The organism is Agromyces larvae, assembly GCF_022811705.1.
Classification (GTDB): domain Bacteria; phylum Actinomycetota; class Actinomycetes; order Actinomycetales; family Microbacteriaceae; genus Agromyces; species Agromyces larvae.
Genome location: NZ_CP094528.1, coordinates 1,931,348 through 1,945,918, shown reverse-complemented (window position 1 = coordinate 1,945,918; position 14,571 = coordinate 1,931,348). Strand labels below are relative to the sequence as shown.

The 14,571-nt window shown below is 67.9% G+C and carries 28 protein-coding genes and 1 tRNA gene; all 29 read left to right on the top strand.

The genetic code is table 11. The annotated features are described in order from the left end of the window. Positions 1-29: 29 nt before the first annotated feature. Positions 30-533: a hypothetical protein gene (locus tag MTO99_RS09390; RefSeq protein ID WP_243558677.1), complete on the top strand. Its 504-nt coding sequence runs from the start codon at positions 30-32 to the stop codon at positions 531-533. Further along, positions 530-748 (top strand): hypothetical protein, encoded by a 219-nt coding sequence (locus tag MTO99_RS09385; RefSeq protein ID WP_243558675.1) that lies wholly within the window; start codon positions 530-532, stop codon positions 746-748. Before MTO99_RS09390 ends, MTO99_RS09385 begins: the two co-directional genes overlap by 4 nt. Further along, positions 745-1,032 carry a hypothetical protein gene (locus tag MTO99_RS09380; protein ID WP_243558673.1) on the top strand — a complete coding sequence of 96 codons (288 nt, stop codon included), beginning with the start codon at positions 745-747 and terminating at the stop codon, positions 1,030-1,032. Before MTO99_RS09385 ends, MTO99_RS09380 begins: the two co-directional genes overlap by 4 nt. Further along, the gene (locus MTO99_RS09375) at positions 1,029-1,268 is read left to right on the top strand and encodes a hypothetical protein (protein WP_243558671.1); all 240 of its coding nucleotides are present in this window, start codon (positions 1,029-1,031) and stop codon (positions 1,266-1,268) included. The genes MTO99_RS09380 and MTO99_RS09375 overlap by 4 nt, the downstream gene beginning before the upstream one ends. Further along, positions 1,265-1,507 (top strand): hypothetical protein, encoded by a 243-nt coding sequence (locus tag MTO99_RS09370; protein WP_243558669.1) that lies wholly within the window; start codon positions 1,265-1,267, stop codon positions 1,505-1,507. The genes MTO99_RS09375 and MTO99_RS09370 overlap by 4 nt, the downstream gene beginning before the upstream one ends. Positions 1,508-1,517: 10 nt before the next feature. Further along, on the top strand, positions 1,518-3,194 hold the full coding sequence (locus tag MTO99_RS09365; RefSeq protein WP_243558667.1) for a helicase-related protein: 1,677 nt from the start codon (positions 1,518-1,520) through the stop codon (positions 3,192-3,194). A 30-nt stretch (positions 3,195-3,224) separates the two neighbouring features. Next, positions 3,225-3,725, top strand: coding sequence for a hypothetical protein (locus MTO99_RS09360; protein WP_243558665.1), 501 nt, complete (start codon positions 3,225-3,227; stop codon positions 3,723-3,725). After that, positions 3,722-4,444, top strand: coding sequence for a hypothetical protein (locus MTO99_RS09355; protein ID WP_243558663.1), 723 nt, complete (start codon positions 3,722-3,724; stop codon positions 4,442-4,444). Before MTO99_RS09360 ends, MTO99_RS09355 begins: the two co-directional genes overlap by 4 nt. Further along, positions 4,444-4,899, top strand: coding sequence for a hypothetical protein (locus MTO99_RS09350; protein ID WP_243558661.1), 456 nt, complete (start codon positions 4,444-4,446; stop codon positions 4,897-4,899). Before MTO99_RS09355 ends, MTO99_RS09350 begins: the two co-directional genes overlap by 1 nt. Then, complete coding sequence (locus MTO99_RS09345; protein WP_243558660.1) at positions 4,892-5,113, top strand: hypothetical protein; 222 nt, start codon at positions 4,892-4,894, stop codon at positions 5,111-5,113. The genes MTO99_RS09350 and MTO99_RS09345 overlap by 8 nt, the downstream gene beginning before the upstream one ends. After that, positions 5,106-5,420, top strand: coding sequence for a hypothetical protein (locus tag MTO99_RS09340; RefSeq protein ID WP_243558657.1), 315 nt, complete (start codon positions 5,106-5,108; stop codon positions 5,418-5,420). The genes MTO99_RS09345 and MTO99_RS09340 overlap by 8 nt, the downstream gene beginning before the upstream one ends. Beyond that, the gene (locus MTO99_RS09335; protein WP_243558656.1) at positions 5,420-5,635 is read left to right on the top strand and encodes a hypothetical protein; all 216 of its coding nucleotides are present in this window, start codon (positions 5,420-5,422) and stop codon (positions 5,633-5,635) included. The genes MTO99_RS09340 and MTO99_RS09335 overlap by 1 nt, the downstream gene beginning before the upstream one ends. Further along, positions 5,635-6,081 (top strand): hypothetical protein, encoded by a 447-nt coding sequence (locus MTO99_RS09330; protein WP_243558654.1) that lies wholly within the window; start codon positions 5,635-5,637, stop codon positions 6,079-6,081. Before MTO99_RS09335 ends, MTO99_RS09330 begins: the two co-directional genes overlap by 1 nt. Beyond that, positions 6,068-6,499, top strand: coding sequence for a hypothetical protein (locus MTO99_RS09325; protein WP_243558652.1), 432 nt, complete (start codon positions 6,068-6,070; stop codon positions 6,497-6,499). Before MTO99_RS09330 ends, MTO99_RS09325 begins: the two co-directional genes overlap by 14 nt. Then, positions 6,496-6,810 (top strand): DUF7352 domain-containing protein, encoded by a 315-nt coding sequence (locus MTO99_RS09320; RefSeq protein ID WP_243558650.1) that lies wholly within the window; start codon positions 6,496-6,498, stop codon positions 6,808-6,810. The genes MTO99_RS09325 and MTO99_RS09320 overlap by 4 nt, the downstream gene beginning before the upstream one ends. Before the next feature lie 18 nt (positions 6,811-6,828). Further along, positions 6,829-6,972 (top strand): hypothetical protein, encoded by a 144-nt coding sequence (locus tag MTO99_RS09315; RefSeq protein WP_243558648.1) that lies wholly within the window; start codon positions 6,829-6,831, stop codon positions 6,970-6,972. Then, complete coding sequence (locus tag MTO99_RS09310) at positions 6,969-7,118, top strand: hypothetical protein (protein ID WP_243558646.1); 150 nt, start codon at positions 6,969-6,971, stop codon at positions 7,116-7,118. The genes MTO99_RS09315 and MTO99_RS09310 overlap by 4 nt, the downstream gene beginning before the upstream one ends. Continuing rightward, complete coding sequence (locus tag MTO99_RS09305) at positions 7,111-7,497, top strand: DUF7574 domain-containing protein (protein ID WP_243558644.1); 387 nt, start codon at positions 7,111-7,113, stop codon at positions 7,495-7,497. The genes MTO99_RS09310 and MTO99_RS09305 overlap by 8 nt, the downstream gene beginning before the upstream one ends. Next, positions 7,494-7,643 carry a hypothetical protein gene (locus tag MTO99_RS09300; protein ID WP_243558642.1) on the top strand — a complete coding sequence of 50 codons (150 nt, stop codon included), beginning with the start codon at positions 7,494-7,496 and terminating at the stop codon, positions 7,641-7,643. Before MTO99_RS09305 ends, MTO99_RS09300 begins: the two co-directional genes overlap by 4 nt. A 14-nt stretch (positions 7,644-7,657) precedes the next feature. Then, complete coding sequence (locus MTO99_RS09295) at positions 7,658-7,873, top strand: hypothetical protein (protein WP_243558640.1); 216 nt, start codon at positions 7,658-7,660, stop codon at positions 7,871-7,873. Beyond that, complete coding sequence (locus tag MTO99_RS09290; RefSeq protein WP_243558638.1) at positions 7,870-8,526, top strand: hypothetical protein; 657 nt, start codon at positions 7,870-7,872, stop codon at positions 8,524-8,526. Before MTO99_RS09295 ends, MTO99_RS09290 begins: the two co-directional genes overlap by 4 nt. A gap of 244 nt (positions 8,527-8,770) precedes the next feature. Then, positions 8,771-9,085, top strand: a complete 315-nt coding sequence (locus MTO99_RS09285) for a hypothetical protein (RefSeq protein WP_243558636.1) — start codon at positions 8,771-8,773, stop codon at positions 9,083-9,085. A gap of 7 nt (positions 9,086-9,092) precedes the next feature. Continuing rightward, entirely contained in the window at positions 9,093-9,863 is a 771-nt protein-coding gene (locus tag MTO99_RS09280; RefSeq protein ID WP_243558634.1) for a hypothetical protein, read from the top strand. Beyond that, the gene (locus MTO99_RS19160; protein WP_354002523.1) at positions 9,863-10,390 is read left to right on the top strand and encodes an HNH endonuclease signature motif containing protein; all 528 of its coding nucleotides are present in this window, start codon (positions 9,863-9,865) and stop codon (positions 10,388-10,390) included. Before MTO99_RS09280 ends, MTO99_RS19160 begins: the two co-directional genes overlap by 1 nt. A 27-nt stretch (positions 10,391-10,417) precedes the next feature. After that, a complete protein-coding gene (locus MTO99_RS09275; protein WP_243558632.1) occupies positions 10,418-11,068 on the top strand; it encodes a hypothetical protein in 651 nt (216 codons plus the stop codon). 9 nt (positions 11,069-11,077) lie between these two features. Beyond that, positions 11,078-11,150, top strand: a tRNA-OTHER gene (locus MTO99_RS09270). Positions 11,151-11,186: 36 nt separating this feature from the next. Continuing rightward, positions 11,187-13,709, top strand: a complete 2,523-nt coding sequence (locus MTO99_RS09265; protein WP_354002531.1) for a bifunctional DNA primase/polymerase — start codon at positions 11,187-11,189, stop codon at positions 13,707-13,709. Continuing rightward, positions 13,706-14,083, top strand: coding sequence for a hypothetical protein (locus MTO99_RS09260; protein WP_243558630.1), 378 nt, complete (start codon positions 13,706-13,708; stop codon positions 14,081-14,083). The genes MTO99_RS09265 and MTO99_RS09260 overlap by 4 nt, the downstream gene beginning before the upstream one ends. Further along, the gene (locus MTO99_RS09255) at positions 14,080-14,475 is read left to right on the top strand and encodes a hypothetical protein (protein WP_243558628.1); all 396 of its coding nucleotides are present in this window, start codon (positions 14,080-14,082) and stop codon (positions 14,473-14,475) included. Before MTO99_RS09260 ends, MTO99_RS09255 begins: the two co-directional genes overlap by 4 nt. The last annotated feature ends 96 nt before the right edge of the window (positions 14,476-14,571 follow it).

The window sequence follows — 14,571 nt, the reverse complement described above, 5'->3', positions numbered from 1 at the left end:
CCCCCCCACGAGAACCAAGGAGCCAGCAAATGACCAGACTGACCACCAACCAGAAGCACCTGCTCGACGCGGTGACCCGCGCGGATGAGCAGTACCGCAAGGAGAAGGCGGAAGCCTTCGAGCGCCACAACCGCCTCGCCGAGCAGGAGGTGGAGGCCAGCCGCATCCGCCGCGACATCGCCGCTTACCAGGCGTTCGAGGGCGGGGTGCGGGTGACCGGCTCGAACGGGCTGGCGCAGAAGGAGGCGGGCCTGCACACGACCGCGGCGAAGACCGCCTACGACGCCATCGAGTCGGGCCGACGCTTCGCCGCCGCCCCCGCGGTGGTGGCGGACGGGGAGGCGTTCGACTTCGACCCGGAGACCGGCGTCCTCACGGTGGACGGCGTGGAGTTCGTCGTCCGCAAGAACCTCGCGGGCAAGCGGGTGCTGGAGCCCACGGTGGACGCCGAGCCCGACGCACCGGCGGTCTTCGCGAGCGGTCGCGACGCGCTGGCGCTGGCGTGGCTCGACGCGCAGGGGGTGGCGGCGTGACCGAGCACCGCGACCCCGGCACGGTGCCGCTGCGCACCCTCGAAGATCGGATCGTGCGCCTTGCGGCGTGGCCGGTCGATCTGCACGACGCCCTGATGGGCGACCCGCGCTGCGGCTGCGGCGCGCCGGACGGCAACTGCGACTGGGACGACGTGCGCACGCTCGAAGCGGTCTACGTGGAGCGTTCGCGCGATGCGGCGGGGGTGGCGGCGTGACCGACTACCGCAACAACGCCGCCGAGCGGATCGCGCTGGCGATCACGGCCCCGCAGACCGAGCACGAGGTGCCCGCTCTCGTGCTGGCGCAGATCGCGCAGGCCGAGGCGACGCTCGCGCTCGTCGAGCAGCAGAAGGCGACGAACATCGCACTCGCGGGTATCCTCGTGGCACTCAGTCACAAGGGCGACCCGGACATTCGAGACTGGGCCGTGGACGCCGCCGCCGAGGTTCACGGCGCACTCGCTGACCAGCCCTTCCGGGAAGCGCTGGGCCTCGCATGACCCGCGAAGAGTCGATGGCCCGCCACCCCGCCGGCAAGCGCCGCTCGGAAGGGCTCGGCGCGGTGATCGGCAGAGCGTACCTGCCGCCGCGCGGGATGGCGACGGTCTACGCTTCCGACTCGCCCACGCACGTCACCGTGATCCCCGACAGATTCCCCGACCGCCGCCTCTGGATGCCGCGCGAGCGCGTGCAATTCAGAAAGCCCATCGACACCGACCGGAAGGTGCCCGCATGACCTGGCACACCCTCCCCGCCACGCGCGACACCCCGCTGACCCCCTCGGAAATCGACTACCTCGAGCGCCGCCTCGAGCGGTGGTCGCAGTGCAACGAGCTGGGCGCGTGGGCGTTCCTCGAGGCGCGCGGCATCCGCATCGAAGACCCGGCCACGGGCGCGACGCTCGCGATCCTGCCCGCCGACCTCGACACGTTCGACGACTTCGCGCAGGGCGCGGATAGAGCGGTGGCCGCGTGAGTGTCGACAAGTGCGTCGGCGTGAGCGAGGGGCACATCAGCGCAATCAAGCACAGAAGGGTGCGAAGAACAGCATGAAGCTCACTCCGAGACCACAGCAGGAGCACGACATTCAGCGCGTCCTCGCCGAGCCGACGCACTCCGCCCTGATCGGCTCGCAGCCGGGTAACGGGAAAACCCTTCTCGGCACCGAGATTGCGCTGCGCGGCCCGTTCGAGCGAGTGCTGTTCATTGGGCTCGTCGGCACGTTCAAGCAGTGGGCCGAGCGCATCGACGCGCAGTCGGACGGCGAGGTGACGCTGCGCCGGATCGACTCGACCAAGGCGGGCAAGCAGGCGTTCGCTGACTTCCTCGCGGGCGAGCCCGGCTTCTACTTCTCGGGCTCGCAGTACCTCATGCGCCAGGACTGGGAGAGCCGGCCCGCGTTCGAGGATGACGGCACCCCGCAGTGGAAGCGGGCGAAGAAGGACGATCCGGCCTCCGGCGTCGTGGCCGGAGACCTGATCCTGCGGGAGCGCAAGGAGGGCGCTATCGGCCCCGCCGCCGAGCCGATCCGACTCACCGAGTCGGTGCATTTGAACACTTTCCGGCGGAAGATGAAGAAGCCGCTCGACCTCCTCGTATTCGACGAGGTGCAGTTGATCTCGAACCGGAAGTCGAACGGGTTCCAAACCTTCCACTCGATCACGACCGACTGGAAGGTGGCGATGTCGGGCACGTGGTTCGGCAACTCGCCGGCGAACATGTGGGCGGTCGGGGATTGGCTCTGGGACGGCAAGATCAACCCCGCGACCGGGAAGCCATGGGTGGAGACCTCGTTCAATCGCTGGCAGGCGCAGTTCATCGCGCTGGAGCCGGTGCTCGGCAAGAATAAGCAGCCGCTCAAGACCCCGCGCGGCACGCCGATCACGAAGGTCGTGGGGGAGAAGGTGCCGGGTGCGTTCGCGGCGAGCCTGCCGTGCTACATCCGCCGGGAGAACGAAGAGCAGCCGCCGGGGCCGAAGGTCGTGTATTGCGACCCGACGCCGCAGCAGGCCGCTCAGATCGCAGACCTCGAGGAAGACCTGCTGACGTGGGTGAAGGGCTGGGATGGCGAGGACATGCCGCTAGTGGTCGACCTGCCGCCGACGCTGTACATCCGGCTCCGCCAGGTGGCGATCGCTGAGCTCAGCTACGGCGCTGACGGGCGGGTGACGTTCGCCTCGAACGCCGCGAGTGCGAAGCTGAAGCCGCTGCGCGGGCTCGTCGACTACTGGGCGGGCCAGCAGGTCGGGATCTTCACCGACTCGAAGATCGGTGCGCAGTTCGTGGCGAACAGGATGCGGATGGCCGGCTACGCCGCCGAGGCGTACACGGGTGACCTGAGCGAGCGCGAGCGGGAGAGCTTGAAGGCGCGGTTCATCGCGGGCGAGGTGCGCTACCTCGTCGGCACCATTCAGTCGATGGGTACGGGGATCGACGGGCTGCAGACAGCCTGCAGCAAGGTGATCTGGCTGAACGAGGTGCCGGGGAACCCGTCGGCGAACGAGCAGGCTCTTGCGCGGTATTTCCGGCAGGGCCGCACGCGCGAGCATGGCGAGTTCGAGCACGTGAAGCTGCTGATGCGCGGCAGCGTGGACGTTCAGACGATGGAGACGCTCATTGAGAAGGCGTGGCAGATGAGCGCATCACTCAGAATTGCTAGCTAATGGCTCGAAAGTGAGGTTAGGATGGCGGACGTGAAGAAGACCTGCGTCGTCGACGGCTGCTCGAGGCCGATCCACGGGCGCGGCATGTGCAACGCGCATTACAGCCGGTGGCGCCGGAATGCCGGCGAGCTGCTGGAGGCGCGCCGACCGCCGGTCTACATGATCGACGACGATCTGGCCCGTCAGATGTTCGCGTCGGGTTCGACGGCCGCTGATGTGGCGAAGAGGTTCGACGTGTCGCTGCGCACCGCGGATCGTGCGAAGAAGCGCCTCGGCTTCGCGCAGCAGCGGCTTCGTGATCTGAGCCCGCTCGATGAGCGGCTGGCGGTGGCGGCGGAACTGATCGAGCAGCGCTACCCGATGTCGGAGATATGCCGGATCGCGAGGCTGCGGGATGAGACGGTGGTGCGCCACTTCGGCTACCGCTGGACGAAGGAGGAGGTGCGTGAGTTCTCCTCGATGAACCTGAAATTGACCCGCCTGCTGGGCCGGGTTCCGAGACACACCAATCGAAGGGAGAAGGCCGCATGACCGACATCAAGGCGCTGATCAGCGAGGCGGAAGGCTGGATCGACGCGGCCACGATCGCGCACCACGCCGGGAGCGCTCACGACACCATCCGCCGCTTGCGCGACGCTCTCGAAGCGCAGGAGGCCCGCATCCGCGAACTCGAAGCCGAGAACCGTCAACTGTTGATCGTTGGCAGGCCGGATCGTAAGGCGAACCGTCGATACGGAGCGGTGCTGCGGGAGCGTGACGCTCTCGCCGCGCAGATCGAGGCGGCGCGCGACCTTTGGCTCGCTGCCCATCGACCGGGGAAGGCCGAAGAGCTCCTCGCCATCCTTTCCGCCGATTCCGAGGTTCGTGCCCGCATCCTCGCGGAACACGACGACAGGGTGCGGGCGGACGAGCGGGCCCGGATCGCCGGGGACGAGTGGCATCCGCGTGCCGAGAAGCGAGAGGCTTCCGCTCTCGCCGCGCAGATCGAGGCGGCCGACAAGGCTCTCGACAAGTCGCTGTGCGGCTCGATGCCCGACCACGACGTGGTCTACGGCATCCTTTCCGCCGATTCCGAGGTTCGTGCCCGCATCCTCGCGGACGTGAAGGCCGAAGCATGGGACGAGGGCGACGCGGCGCGGCAGGCGTTCTACCGCGCTGCATACGACGTGGAGGTGCCGGAAGGGGAAGCCCTCGCTCTGCTCCCGAAGAACCCACACCGCGCCGACCGTATCGAGCAGGAGGCCGAGTGATGAGCACCGAAGCACAAGCCGTAGCCCAGCAGACGTACATGATGTACGTCGAGCGCAACGCATTCGTGGCCGGTGCCGAGTGGCAGGCGTCCCGCCCGGTCACAGATGCCGAAGTGGACGCACTGAAGGTCGGTGACGCACTGCTGCGTGAGACTGCCGAGAAGCAGCGTGAGCACATCGCGCGGCTCGTGAAGCAGCGTGACGCTCTCGCCGCGCAGATTGAGGCGGCGCTGCGGCTGCTCGCGCCGGGTGTCCGGGCCGACCCGGATCGCGTCGCGGGCATCCTCCCCGCCGGTTCCGAGGTTCGTGCCCGCATCCTCGCTGAGCACGACGCGCGAGTGCTCGAAGAGGCGGCGGATGAGTTCGCAGTCGTCCCGCACCCATACGAGGGCGGCGTGACCGGCTGGCTCCGCGCCCGTGCCGCCGAGAAGCGAGAGGAGGCCGATCGTGGCTGAGACGCCGAATCACATCACGATCACCGTGGACGAGGATGCCCTGCGAGCACAGGTACAGCGTGTCATCGGGGAAGAACTCAGGGAAGCAGCCTTCGCGCTCCGCCGCGCCGCCGACGCTCTTGATCCCGAATGGATCGCTGAGCACAACGCATGGGTGGAGGCTGACGCGCTCAAGCGGTGGGAAGCCGAGCGAGAGGAGGCCGACCGTGGCTGAGTACACGCCGACGACGGACGCACTGCGAGACCTCTGGGTGGATCACCTGCTGAATCCTCTTCCGCGAGCCGTGGTCATCGAACTGGTGCCCGAGGTACAAGCGGCGTTCGATCGCTTGCTGGCGTCCGAGCTTGCTGCTGCTGAGCGGCGGGGAGCGGTGAAAGCGCTCGATAGGGTTCGGGCCGAACTGCGAGTTGAGGCCATGCTGCACGCTGGAGCCTTCACCCCGAACGAGGTGTTCGCGTTCGCAGCGACGTTCACGCCTGAGTGGTTCGACGCCACACAGATCGAGCAGGAGGCCGAGTGATGAGGCTCGAAGACCTATTCAAAGCGCGGGCGGGCACCATCATCCTGCGCCAGTACGAGGGCTATCCGCCCGAGGTGTTCAGGAAGACGCACGGCGGGTTCTGGATCGAGTTGGCTGACGATGACACGGCTGACTTCTACCGGGAAGCGAGCGGAGTCGTCTGGTCTGCTCACGCGACATTCACTGTCGTCTGGGCACCCGAGGAGGCCGAGTGATGAGCACCGAACCGCTGCGCATCTGGTGGAACAAGAACCTGCACGGGAAGATCAGTCCCGGCAAGCTCGCCGCCCATGCCGCCCATGCCGCCCTGCGCGCCTACGGCATCGAGTACGACCATCCGATCGTCGTGCTCGCGGCTGGCAGGGGCCGCATCGAGTCCATGCCGATCACCGTGCGCGACGAGGGGCGGACGGAGTTGGAACCGGGCACCCTGACTGCGGGTGTCGAGCGATCGTGGCAGGCGTCCCGCCCGGTGACCGACGCCGAGGTCGAGGCGGCGGCACGTGCACTCAACGTGGAGGGGTGGACGTGCAACGGCGGTGAGGACGAGCCGGGGAATTACGACTCGTGCCCTGACTGCAAGCGCGTGTGTGACCCGCTCGCCCGCGTCGCTCTCGAAGCCGCTCGTACCACCCGAGGAGCCGACAATGCCGACCGATGACCTGCGCGACCGCATCCGTGACGAGGTGAGCGGCATCCTGATCGGCTCAGGCTTCTACGCCACGACGATCGGCCTCGAAGCGGGGCGTGAGGTGGCCGACGCGATCCTCCCGCTCGTGGAGGAAGCCATCGCAGCAGAGCGGGAGCGCTTGCGCGTCCCCGTCGCCCCGCTCGGCTACGACGTCACCTACGACATGGTGCAGGAGGTCTGGGACACGTTCGTGAAGCCGTCCCAGTCGAATGACGCAGCGCCCCAGTCGGCGGAGATGCGCGTGCTCATAGCGATCCTGCGCGGGTACGCCGCCGCTATCCGTACCCCTGAGGAGCCGACCGAGGCAACACCCGAGGAAGCGGCGGCGTGGGCGCGGCGCGTGATCGACATGAAGCAGGGCACCCCCGAGGAAGGAAAGAACCGATGAGCAAGACGATCTGGAAGCATCGCATCGTGGCCGCCGAGCGCCAGACGATCCCCGGTGTGACCGACCTCAGAGCGCGGATCGTGTACGTCGCCGAGCAAGACGGGCACCCGCACCTGTGGTTCGAGCACGACCCCGAGGTGGCGTTCCTGAACCATGCCGTGCTGAACTTCGCCGTCGTTGGCACCGGGCACCCTGCGCCCGCGAGCGGACGGTACGCGGGGTCGTTCCAGGCGTACCACGGTGCGGTCGTGTTCCACGTCTACGACCTCGGCACCGCCCCCGCTTCCCCGACCGATGGGAACGAACGATGAGCGCGCAGACGCGAGCCGTTGACCGTCTGCGACCTGTGCGACGGCATCATCCCCAAGGCGAAGCCCGACGAGATGGGCTCGATCACGCACGGGTTCATCGCCCACAAGGTCACGGAGCGCACCAAGTGGTCTGGCCCCCGCCGAACCGGAAGCGCCGGATGAGCGGCGTCGAGGCGCACGAGCAGCACCGGCACTACGACTTCCACGCCGAGTGCATCCTGCGGCTCGTGGAAGGCGCGATCGAAGACCGGCCCGCCCCTGTCACCCCGCGTACCCCTGAACCGACCAAGGAGGAAGACCATGCCTGAGCGCAAGTACAACGACACCCAGAGCAACCCGCTCTACCCGCACATCTACCTGGAAATCCCCGGCACCGAGGACTTCCAGCGTGTGGCCGACTTCGACGATGGCGGCGGCTACGACTGGACGACGTGGGTCGCTTGGTACTCGCCGTCGCGTCGCCGCTACTTCATCGCGTCGGGGTCGGGGTGCTCGTGCAACTCGCTCTCACAGGACATCTACACCATCGAGGACTTCACGGCCCTCGCATCGAAGGAGGCGGTGAAGGAAGACCTGCGCACGTTCATCGCGGGTCGATGCGAGGGCTGGCGAGTCGCGGAGCGTCCGTCGATCAACGACGAGCTGGCCGCGATCAACGCTTTCAAGCCGACCAAGGAGGAGCGATGAAGCGCTACCGCATCTGGCTGGGGCACTACACCTACATCGAGGCGCACAGCACCTCGAGGCGGCACCTTCAGGCGGCATGGTACGACAGTTTCGGACTGTGGGTGCCCGAGGACAGAATCGAAGAGATGGAGGACACCACCGCATGACCGACCTGAGATCCGTGGAGCAGTACATCGCCTGGCGCGAGGAGCAGGTGCTGGAGGGGCGCGACTACTCGCTCGAGGCGTTCCGCGAGCACGTCCTGAGCGAGAGAAGGCGCGAGGCGCTTGCCGCCATCTACGAGACCACCGCACCCTACGTCGGCGCGATCGCTCCCGCCGACATCGTTTCAGACGTCCATCGCATCGCCATCGAAGCACTCAAGGAGGAAGCATGAGCACTACCGCAGAACTGATCTACGACGCGATGCCGGTCGAGGTGCCGGACGTCGGGCCGGCGCGTCTCGCGCCCGCCCCGGCCCCCGCGCCGAGAGCAGCCCCCGCGCGCCCGAAGAAACGCGCCGGCCGGAAGACGAATGCCCAGCGCATCGAGGCGAAGATCGCCGAGGAGGCGGCGGCTCGGCGCGCCGAGCAGGAGAAGAAGCGCGCCCGCCGCATTCAGCCGGACACGAAGGGCGTGCTGCGGCTAGTACTGGTGATCGCGGGCGTGGTGCTGGCAACGGCGTTCACGATCTCGTACGCGACGACGGTCGCGGTCGCCGAGTGGATGATGCTGCCGATCCCGGCTCTGGCGTTCATCGTGCCGGGCGCGTTGGAGCTGCTGGCGATCTTCTCCACTGTCGACTACCTCGTGACCCGGTCGCGAGGCGGTTCGGGGAAGGTCGCGATGCTGGCGATGTGGGCGTTCTCGTGCGTCCTCGTGCTGGCGAACGCGGCGCACACGATCGCCGAGTGGGGGGATGACTTCGCCTTCACGAACTGGCAGGCCGTCATCGGCGTGGTGCTATCGGCGTCTGCGCCGCTCATCACCATCTACATCTCGAAGCGGATCAGCGCCCTCGTGTTCGCCGCGCCGGAGCAGGACGCCTGACGCGACCCCCGAAGGGGGAGCCGGATTTCCTCCAGAAAATGCTGGACATTAGCTAGCTAATTCTGTAGCGTTTGAGATGTCGCAGAGAGCGACACACAAACCGAAGAGAGGGGAGAGACGATGTCCGGAGCAGGTGGACTCCCAAGGAGGCTGAAGCGGGGGGCGACCCCCGCGGCGTGCGGATCATCTAGCAAAGTCAGCGCTACACTACGGGGCGCTGCGGGAGACGAGAGGGTGGCGGAACATGGAAACTGAGCGACTTCTGAACGAGCGGGCGGTGCTGCGCGAGCAGGCCGACCGGATCAGCCAGCGACTCACCCTCATCGACGACGCGCTCCGCGCCCTGGGCCACGGCTCGCACGCGGTCGGCCCGTGGAAGGTGCAGGTGCAGACGAACCGCCGGCTCGACACCGCGGCGCTGGCGAGCCAGTTCCCCGCCGAGTCGAACCCGCACCTCTACAAGGCGGCGCTGGACACCGAGGCGATCAAGCAGCACCTCGCACCCGCCGTGCTGGACGCCTACTACCGTGACGGCGCGCCGCGCGTGGTCGTCAAGTAGGCCCGCGATGACCACGCCCACGCAGGCCGCCTACTTCGAGCGCATCCGGCTCGCCATCATCGGCCAGCCGCGCACGCAGCAGAAGATGATCGGGCCGTCCGAACTCGGGACGGACTGCCTTCACTGCCTCGCCGCGAAGCTGGCCGGTTGGGAGCAGATCGAGGACGCCGATGCGTGGCTGCCGTTCATCGGCAGCGCCTTCCACCAGTACGTCGAGCCTGCCTTCGATGACAGCGTCAACCACTGGATCATCGGCGACAAGCTCCGCGAACTGCAGCGGCGCGAGCCCGGCCGCTACCTCGTCGAGCATCGCGTGATGGTCGGCACGGTCGCAGGCGCCGAGGTGTGGGGCACGTCCGACCTGTTCGACACCCACACACACTGCGTCGTCGACCACAAGCTCGTCGGCCAGTCAACCCTCACCAAGGCCAAGCGAGCCCCGTCGACCGTCTACCGGAAGCAGGCACATCTCTACGGGCGCGGCTACGCGATGCAGGGCCACAAGGTCGAGCGGGTCGCGATCAGCTTCCTCCCGCGCAACGCCATCTCCCTGAACCAGGCCGTCTGGTGGGAAATGGACTACGACGAGCAGGAGGCCATCGACACGCTCGCCCACGCTGGCCGGGTCGCCGCCCAGCTCGACGCCATCGCCGCGATCTCACCCGAGGCGCGCGACATCTGGATCTCCGGGCTCGACCGAGCACCGGGTTGCTGGGATTGCCAAAGATTCCAGGATTTCCGGCCCAAGGCGCGGAGCCTCGAGGAGTTGATCGGCTAATGGGCGCATGCGCTTGCGGTTGCGGCGAGGAGACCAAGACCAACTACGTGAAGGGGCACAACGGACGCCGACCGCTGACCGAGCGCTTCTGGGAGAAAGTTCGACCCGCTGGCGTCGATGAGTGCTGGGAGTGGGCTGGCTCTCTGAGCCGCGGCTACGGGCAGATCAATTCAGGGGGGCGGATGCTCAAGGCGCACCGGGTTGCGTGGGAGCTCCTGAGAGGCCCCATCCCGGAGGGCCTGACCATCGACCACCTCTGCTACAACCCGCCTTGCGTCAACCCTTGGCACATGGATCCGGTCACGATCGAGGAGAACTCCCGGAGAGTGCGAGCGAACCAATTCAAGGGTCAGGAAGCGTGCAAGCGTGGACACGCGTACACACCCGAAAACACCCGGCTTCGCGAATGGGGCGGACGATCATGTCGCCAGTGCGATCGAATGCACGCTCGCAAGTCGAAGACCAAGAACATCGCACTGCGCCCCGCAGTGGCGAATCACGACCCCCTCGCCGAACTCCTCGGCTAGGGCAGACAAGGAAACGAGGACAACATCATGAGCATCGACAACCTGGACAGCCTGCTCTCCGGCGGCACCAAGTCCGCCAAGTTCGAGAACCCCGGCGACACCATCACCGGCGTCATCACCGAGGTCACGACCCGTCAGAAGACGGAGTTCGGCACCGGCAAGCCGCAGTTCTGGGACGACGGTTTGCCCCAGCAGCAGATCGTCGTCACCATCCAGACGACGCTCGCTGAGGACGAGGACGACGACGGCCTGCGCGCCATCTACATCAAGGGGTGGGGTGCGCAGCTCAAGGCGTTCCGCGCCGCGGTGCAGGCGGCCGGGGCGAAGCCCGAGAAGGGCGACGACTTCACCGCCACCTTCACCGGCTACGGTCCGAAGGCCCCGACCGGTGGCTTCCCGCCGAAGACGTACCAGTACGCGATCCGCAAGCTCTCGCAGATCGACGCGCTCGTCGGCGGCCCCGCGGCCGCCGCACCCGCCGCGCCGACCACCCCGGCCGCGGCGACCCCGACGGCCGCGAACCCCGCGGCCGAGCAGGCGAAGGGCCTGATCGGGCTCGGCCTCTCGGACGAGCAGATCACCGCCGCGACCGGCCTCGACGCGACCGTCGTCGCGTTGATCCGTTCGCAGACCGGTGGCGCCCTCGCGGCTGCCGCCGGCGCACAGACCGGCTTCTAAGCCGGAACAGCCCTCGTAGCTCAGTACGGTAGAGCGCGCTAGCGCGGCGAGGTCGCGGGTTCAAATCCCGCCGAGGGCTCCACAATAGCTAGCTAATCGACTCACTCGGAAGGACTACATCATCGCAGCGCAGATCCTCACGGGCGTAGAGAAGGCCCTGGCATGGGCCGCTATCGGCGCACATGTCATCCCCTGCCGAGAGCGCGACGGCTACGACGACACCCGCAACAAGATCCTCCCGGCGAAGATGCCCTACACCCGCAACGGCCTGAGCGACGCGAGCACCGACACTGCCGTAATCCGCCGCTGGTGGAGCCGCTGGCCGGATGCGCTGGTAGGCATCGTGGCCGGGCCGAGCGGCCTGGTCGCCGCCGACGTGGACATGGGGGAGGGCAAGGACGGCTGGTACTCCATCGACGAGGCCGGGCTCGAGCTGCCCGCCACGTTCTCGTATAAGACCCGCTCGGGAGGCGACCACTACGTCTATCTCGACCCGAAGACGGTCGCACTCGGCCCGACGCAGGGCCACGTCACCCCGAACGGCGTCGTGCTGCATGACGTCGATAGGCGCGGGGGCAACAGCTACTTCATCACATGGGGCGACGAGGTGCCCGCAGACCGGACGGCGTTCGCCGCCCCGCCCGCGTGGCTGCTCACCCCCGCCGAGGCGACCGGCACCCCGTTCGACGGCACAGTCGTCGAATGGTTCGCCAAGTGCGCGCCCGGCGAGCCCGACTTCATGTTCGAGCAGGCGGTCTCCTCCATCCCGACCGAGGACTTCGGTCACCCGAAGATGATCGCCCTGCAGCGCGCGATGGTGGGTCTGGCGACCGAGGGGTGGTCTGGTGCGGTGTGGGCGCTGAACCGGCTCCGCGAGGAGTGGCTGCGCCACCCCTACGACACGCAGGAGAACCGCGACGACTTCGACCGTGGCCTGCGGGATGCGATCAAGAAGTACGGCCGGTTCCCCCCGGCGCCCGCTGACATCCTCAGCGTCGACACGCTGCCGCTCATGGCGAAGCTCTCGCCCGAAGAGCTCGAGGCCGTCACGACCCTGCCCGCCGACGCCGAGAACCCGGCGGCGCTGCGCCAGCGGGGCGCGCGGGTTGCGACGATCGCGCTCGGTGCGGGCCTGTCCACGCACGAGGCCGCGGTGCTCGTGCTGCGCTGCGCCGCGTCGGCCGCGCTCCGTCAGCACGCCGACGGCGGGGTTGGCGAGGCGTGGGCGATCGTGCGCGACGCGATCCAGTCGCCCGTGCTCGAAGACAGCCCCGTGGTCATGCCCGAGGGCGCTCCTGCCCCCGAGCAGGTCGACGAGTCCGGCCGGAAGCAGCCGGCGTTGCTGACCGTGCTGGAGCGCGCGCGCCTCGAAGACGAGCGCAAGGAGCTCGCCGCCGAGCAGCGCTTCCTCTGGTGGGGTGACGAGTTCATGTGGGTGCAAGCCCAGCTCAACTCCCCGATCACGGAGCAGTACTACCGGCTGAACCGGTGGATCATCCTCAGCGTCATGCTCTCGCCGTATGCGGTGATCGTGACGAAGAACGGCACCATCCTGCCGCTGAACTTCTACGGCATGATCCTCGGCCCCTCCGGCACCGGCAAGTCGGAGGCGATCGCGCCGATCAAGACGCTGGTGAGACTGAACGTGACCGACAGCCCCGACATCGGCGGGAACGCGACGTACAGCGGCTTGGTGGAGAAGCTGATCGAGCGCGACCACAAGGCGTCGTGGTTCCACGCCGACGAGGCCGACCGGGCGCTCAAGGACTGGTCGAACGACAAGGGCGAGTTCCGCGGCATGAAGCAGGGCATCACCGACCTGTACGGCGGCGACGTTCCCGCGATCCAGCGGGCCACGAAGAAGGAGATCTCGGGCATCCACGCCCGCGCGTATCTCTCGGTGCTGCTGACCGGCGTGTTCGACCGGGTGACTGACGCGATCGAGCCGGGCGACTGGGAGGACGGGTACATCAACCGGTTCATCTTCGCCATCGGTGAGCGCAAGCCCCGCACGCGGGAGTCGAAGCGGCCGGGTCTCATGCGCAAGGGTGCAGGCCCGGCGCGCAGCAGTGAGCAGACGCCGGTCGCGAAGTGGGCGCAGGAGTGGTGGAGCCGGTTCGAGCAGGTGCGCAAGGCCATCGAGCCGGAAGACCCGAAAGACCCGATGTGGGTGGGCGCGACCGACGAGGTGCTGGACAGGCACGTCGACACGATCGAGTCCCTGGAGGCGATCGCGAGGGCGAGCGCGCACCCGGAGCGGCTCGACCCGACGTTCACGAGGCTCGAGAAGACGATCCTCAAGTGCGCGGCGCTGGCGGCCCTCATGGACCTGTCGCCGGACATCGAGATGAAGCACTACCTGATCGCCCTGGAGCAGGCCGAGGAGTGGCTGGCGAACGCGCTGCTGCTGGTCGCCGCGACCGACGAGTCGCCGCGGGTGCGAAGGGTGAACCGCCTGGTCGAGATCATCCGACGGGCAGGCGGGTTCATGGCAATGACGGATGTGTACCAACTCGATGGGTTCGACGACTACCGAGACGTCGACAGCCTCATTGAGCAACTCAAGAAGCAGGGCAGGGCGGTTCGCGAGAACGCGGGCACGCCGGCCGAAGTAATCAGGCTGACGAAAGGACGAGCGTGATCGAGGTAGTGAAGGAGGCGGCGCGGGCCTACGCGCACCGCGACGAACTGAACGCGGAGGAGAAGACGGACGCGGCTCGCTCGCTCGGTAAGCGGGGTGTGTGGTCGATCCGGCAGATCGCCGGGATCGTCGGGCTCCCGGCCTGGACGGTGGCGCGCGAGGTGCAGGCGAAGGCTGACCGCACCGGCGGGAAGTTCTCGCCGGAGTCGCTGCAGCACCTCGTCGCGGCGCTGTCGACGCCGCACCGCGAGGCGATGTGGGCGGCCGTGCTGCGCGCCGAGGCGGCCGGAACCGGCGTCGCGATGCTGGCCCGGCTGACCGGGCTTCCACTGGCGACGGTGAAGTGGCGCGTGAAGAGAGGGCCGGTCGCATGAGTGTCACCATCCCGATCCCGGTCCACCCGTGGCCGCTCACCCCGGAGCGTCTCGCACTGCTCAAGCAGGCGAAGGCCGCGATCGACGTGCCCTTCAAGATCGTCCCGGTCGAGAGTGTCCCCGGTTCGCCGGGCAACGTGCTCGCCTTCGGGGAGCTGCCGCCGCACCTCTGCTCGGTCGCGCTGATCCGCCCGGAGAACGTCGACAACCCGGCGTCCGTGCTGGCCGCACTGCGCGCGGTGCTGACGTCGGCCGACGGCCTGTTCGACGAGGCCGACTACCTCGCCGCCCTCCTTCCGGGCACCCGCGAAGTGACCGACCCGCTGGAGCTGCTCGCGCTCGACGACCTGCTCGAAGAGCGGGCGATGCGCCGCGAGGCGGTGGCCGCATGAAGCGCGCGCTGTGGGAGATCGTCGACGGCGTCTTCATCGCGGTGTTCGTGCTGCCGCTCGCGGCCATGCTGCTCGTGTTCGTGTGGCTCAACGAGC

What these genes read in the sequence shown, in the direction of transcription:
- MTO99_RS09330 (WP_243558654.1), top strand. Translation starts at nt 5,635, where the DNA reads ATGAGCACCGAACCGCTGCGCATCTGGTGGAACAAGAACCTGCACGGG.
- MTO99_RS09305 (WP_243558644.1), top strand. Translation starts at nt 7,111, where the DNA reads ATGCCTGAGCGCAAGTACAACGACACCCAGAGCAACCCGCTCTACCCG.
- MTO99_RS09325 (WP_243558652.1), top strand. Translation starts at nt 6,068, where the DNA reads ATGCCGACCGATGACCTGCGCGACCGCATCCGTGACGAGGTGAGCGGC.
- MTO99_RS09290 (WP_243558638.1), top strand. Translation starts at nt 7,870, where the DNA reads ATGAGCACTACCGCAGAACTGATCTACGACGCGATGCCGGTCGAGGTG.
- MTO99_RS09350 (WP_243558661.1), top strand. Translation starts at nt 4,444, where the DNA reads ATGAGCACCGAAGCACAAGCCGTAGCCCAGCAGACGTACATGATGTAC.
- MTO99_RS09370 (WP_243558669.1), top strand. Translation starts at nt 1,265, where the DNA reads ATGACCTGGCACACCCTCCCCGCCACGCGCGACACCCCGCTGACCCCC.
- MTO99_RS09375 (WP_243558671.1), top strand. Translation starts at nt 1,029, where the DNA reads ATGACCCGCGAAGAGTCGATGGCCCGCCACCCCGCCGGCAAGCGCCGC.
- MTO99_RS09335 (WP_243558656.1), top strand. Translation starts at nt 5,420, where the DNA reads ATGAGGCTCGAAGACCTATTCAAAGCGCGGGCGGGCACCATCATCCTG.
- MTO99_RS09300 (WP_243558642.1), top strand. Translation starts at nt 7,494, where the DNA reads ATGAAGCGCTACCGCATCTGGCTGGGGCACTACACCTACATCGAGGCG.
- MTO99_RS09310 (WP_243558646.1), top strand. Translation starts at nt 6,969, where the DNA reads ATGAGCGGCGTCGAGGCGCACGAGCAGCACCGGCACTACGACTTCCAC.
- MTO99_RS09355 (WP_243558663.1), top strand. Translation starts at nt 3,722, where the DNA reads ATGACCGACATCAAGGCGCTGATCAGCGAGGCGGAAGGCTGGATCGAC.
- MTO99_RS09280 (WP_243558634.1), top strand. Translation starts at nt 9,093, where the DNA reads ATGACCACGCCCACGCAGGCCGCCTACTTCGAGCGCATCCGGCTCGCC.
- MTO99_RS09285 (WP_243558636.1), top strand. Translation starts at nt 8,771, where the DNA reads ATGGAAACTGAGCGACTTCTGAACGAGCGGGCGGTGCTGCGCGAGCAG.
- MTO99_RS09275 (WP_243558632.1), top strand. Translation starts at nt 10,418, where the DNA reads ATGAGCATCGACAACCTGGACAGCCTGCTCTCCGGCGGCACCAAGTCC.
- MTO99_RS19160 (WP_354002523.1), top strand. Translation starts at nt 9,863, where the DNA reads ATGGGCGCATGCGCTTGCGGTTGCGGCGAGGAGACCAAGACCAACTAC.
- MTO99_RS09320 (WP_243558650.1), top strand. Translation starts at nt 6,496, where the DNA reads ATGAGCAAGACGATCTGGAAGCATCGCATCGTGGCCGCCGAGCGCCAG.
- MTO99_RS09390 (WP_243558677.1), top strand. Translation starts at nt 30, where the DNA reads ATGACCAGACTGACCACCAACCAGAAGCACCTGCTCGACGCGGTGACC.
- MTO99_RS09255 (WP_243558628.1), top strand. Translation starts at nt 14,080, where the DNA reads ATGAGTGTCACCATCCCGATCCCGGTCCACCCGTGGCCGCTCACCCCG.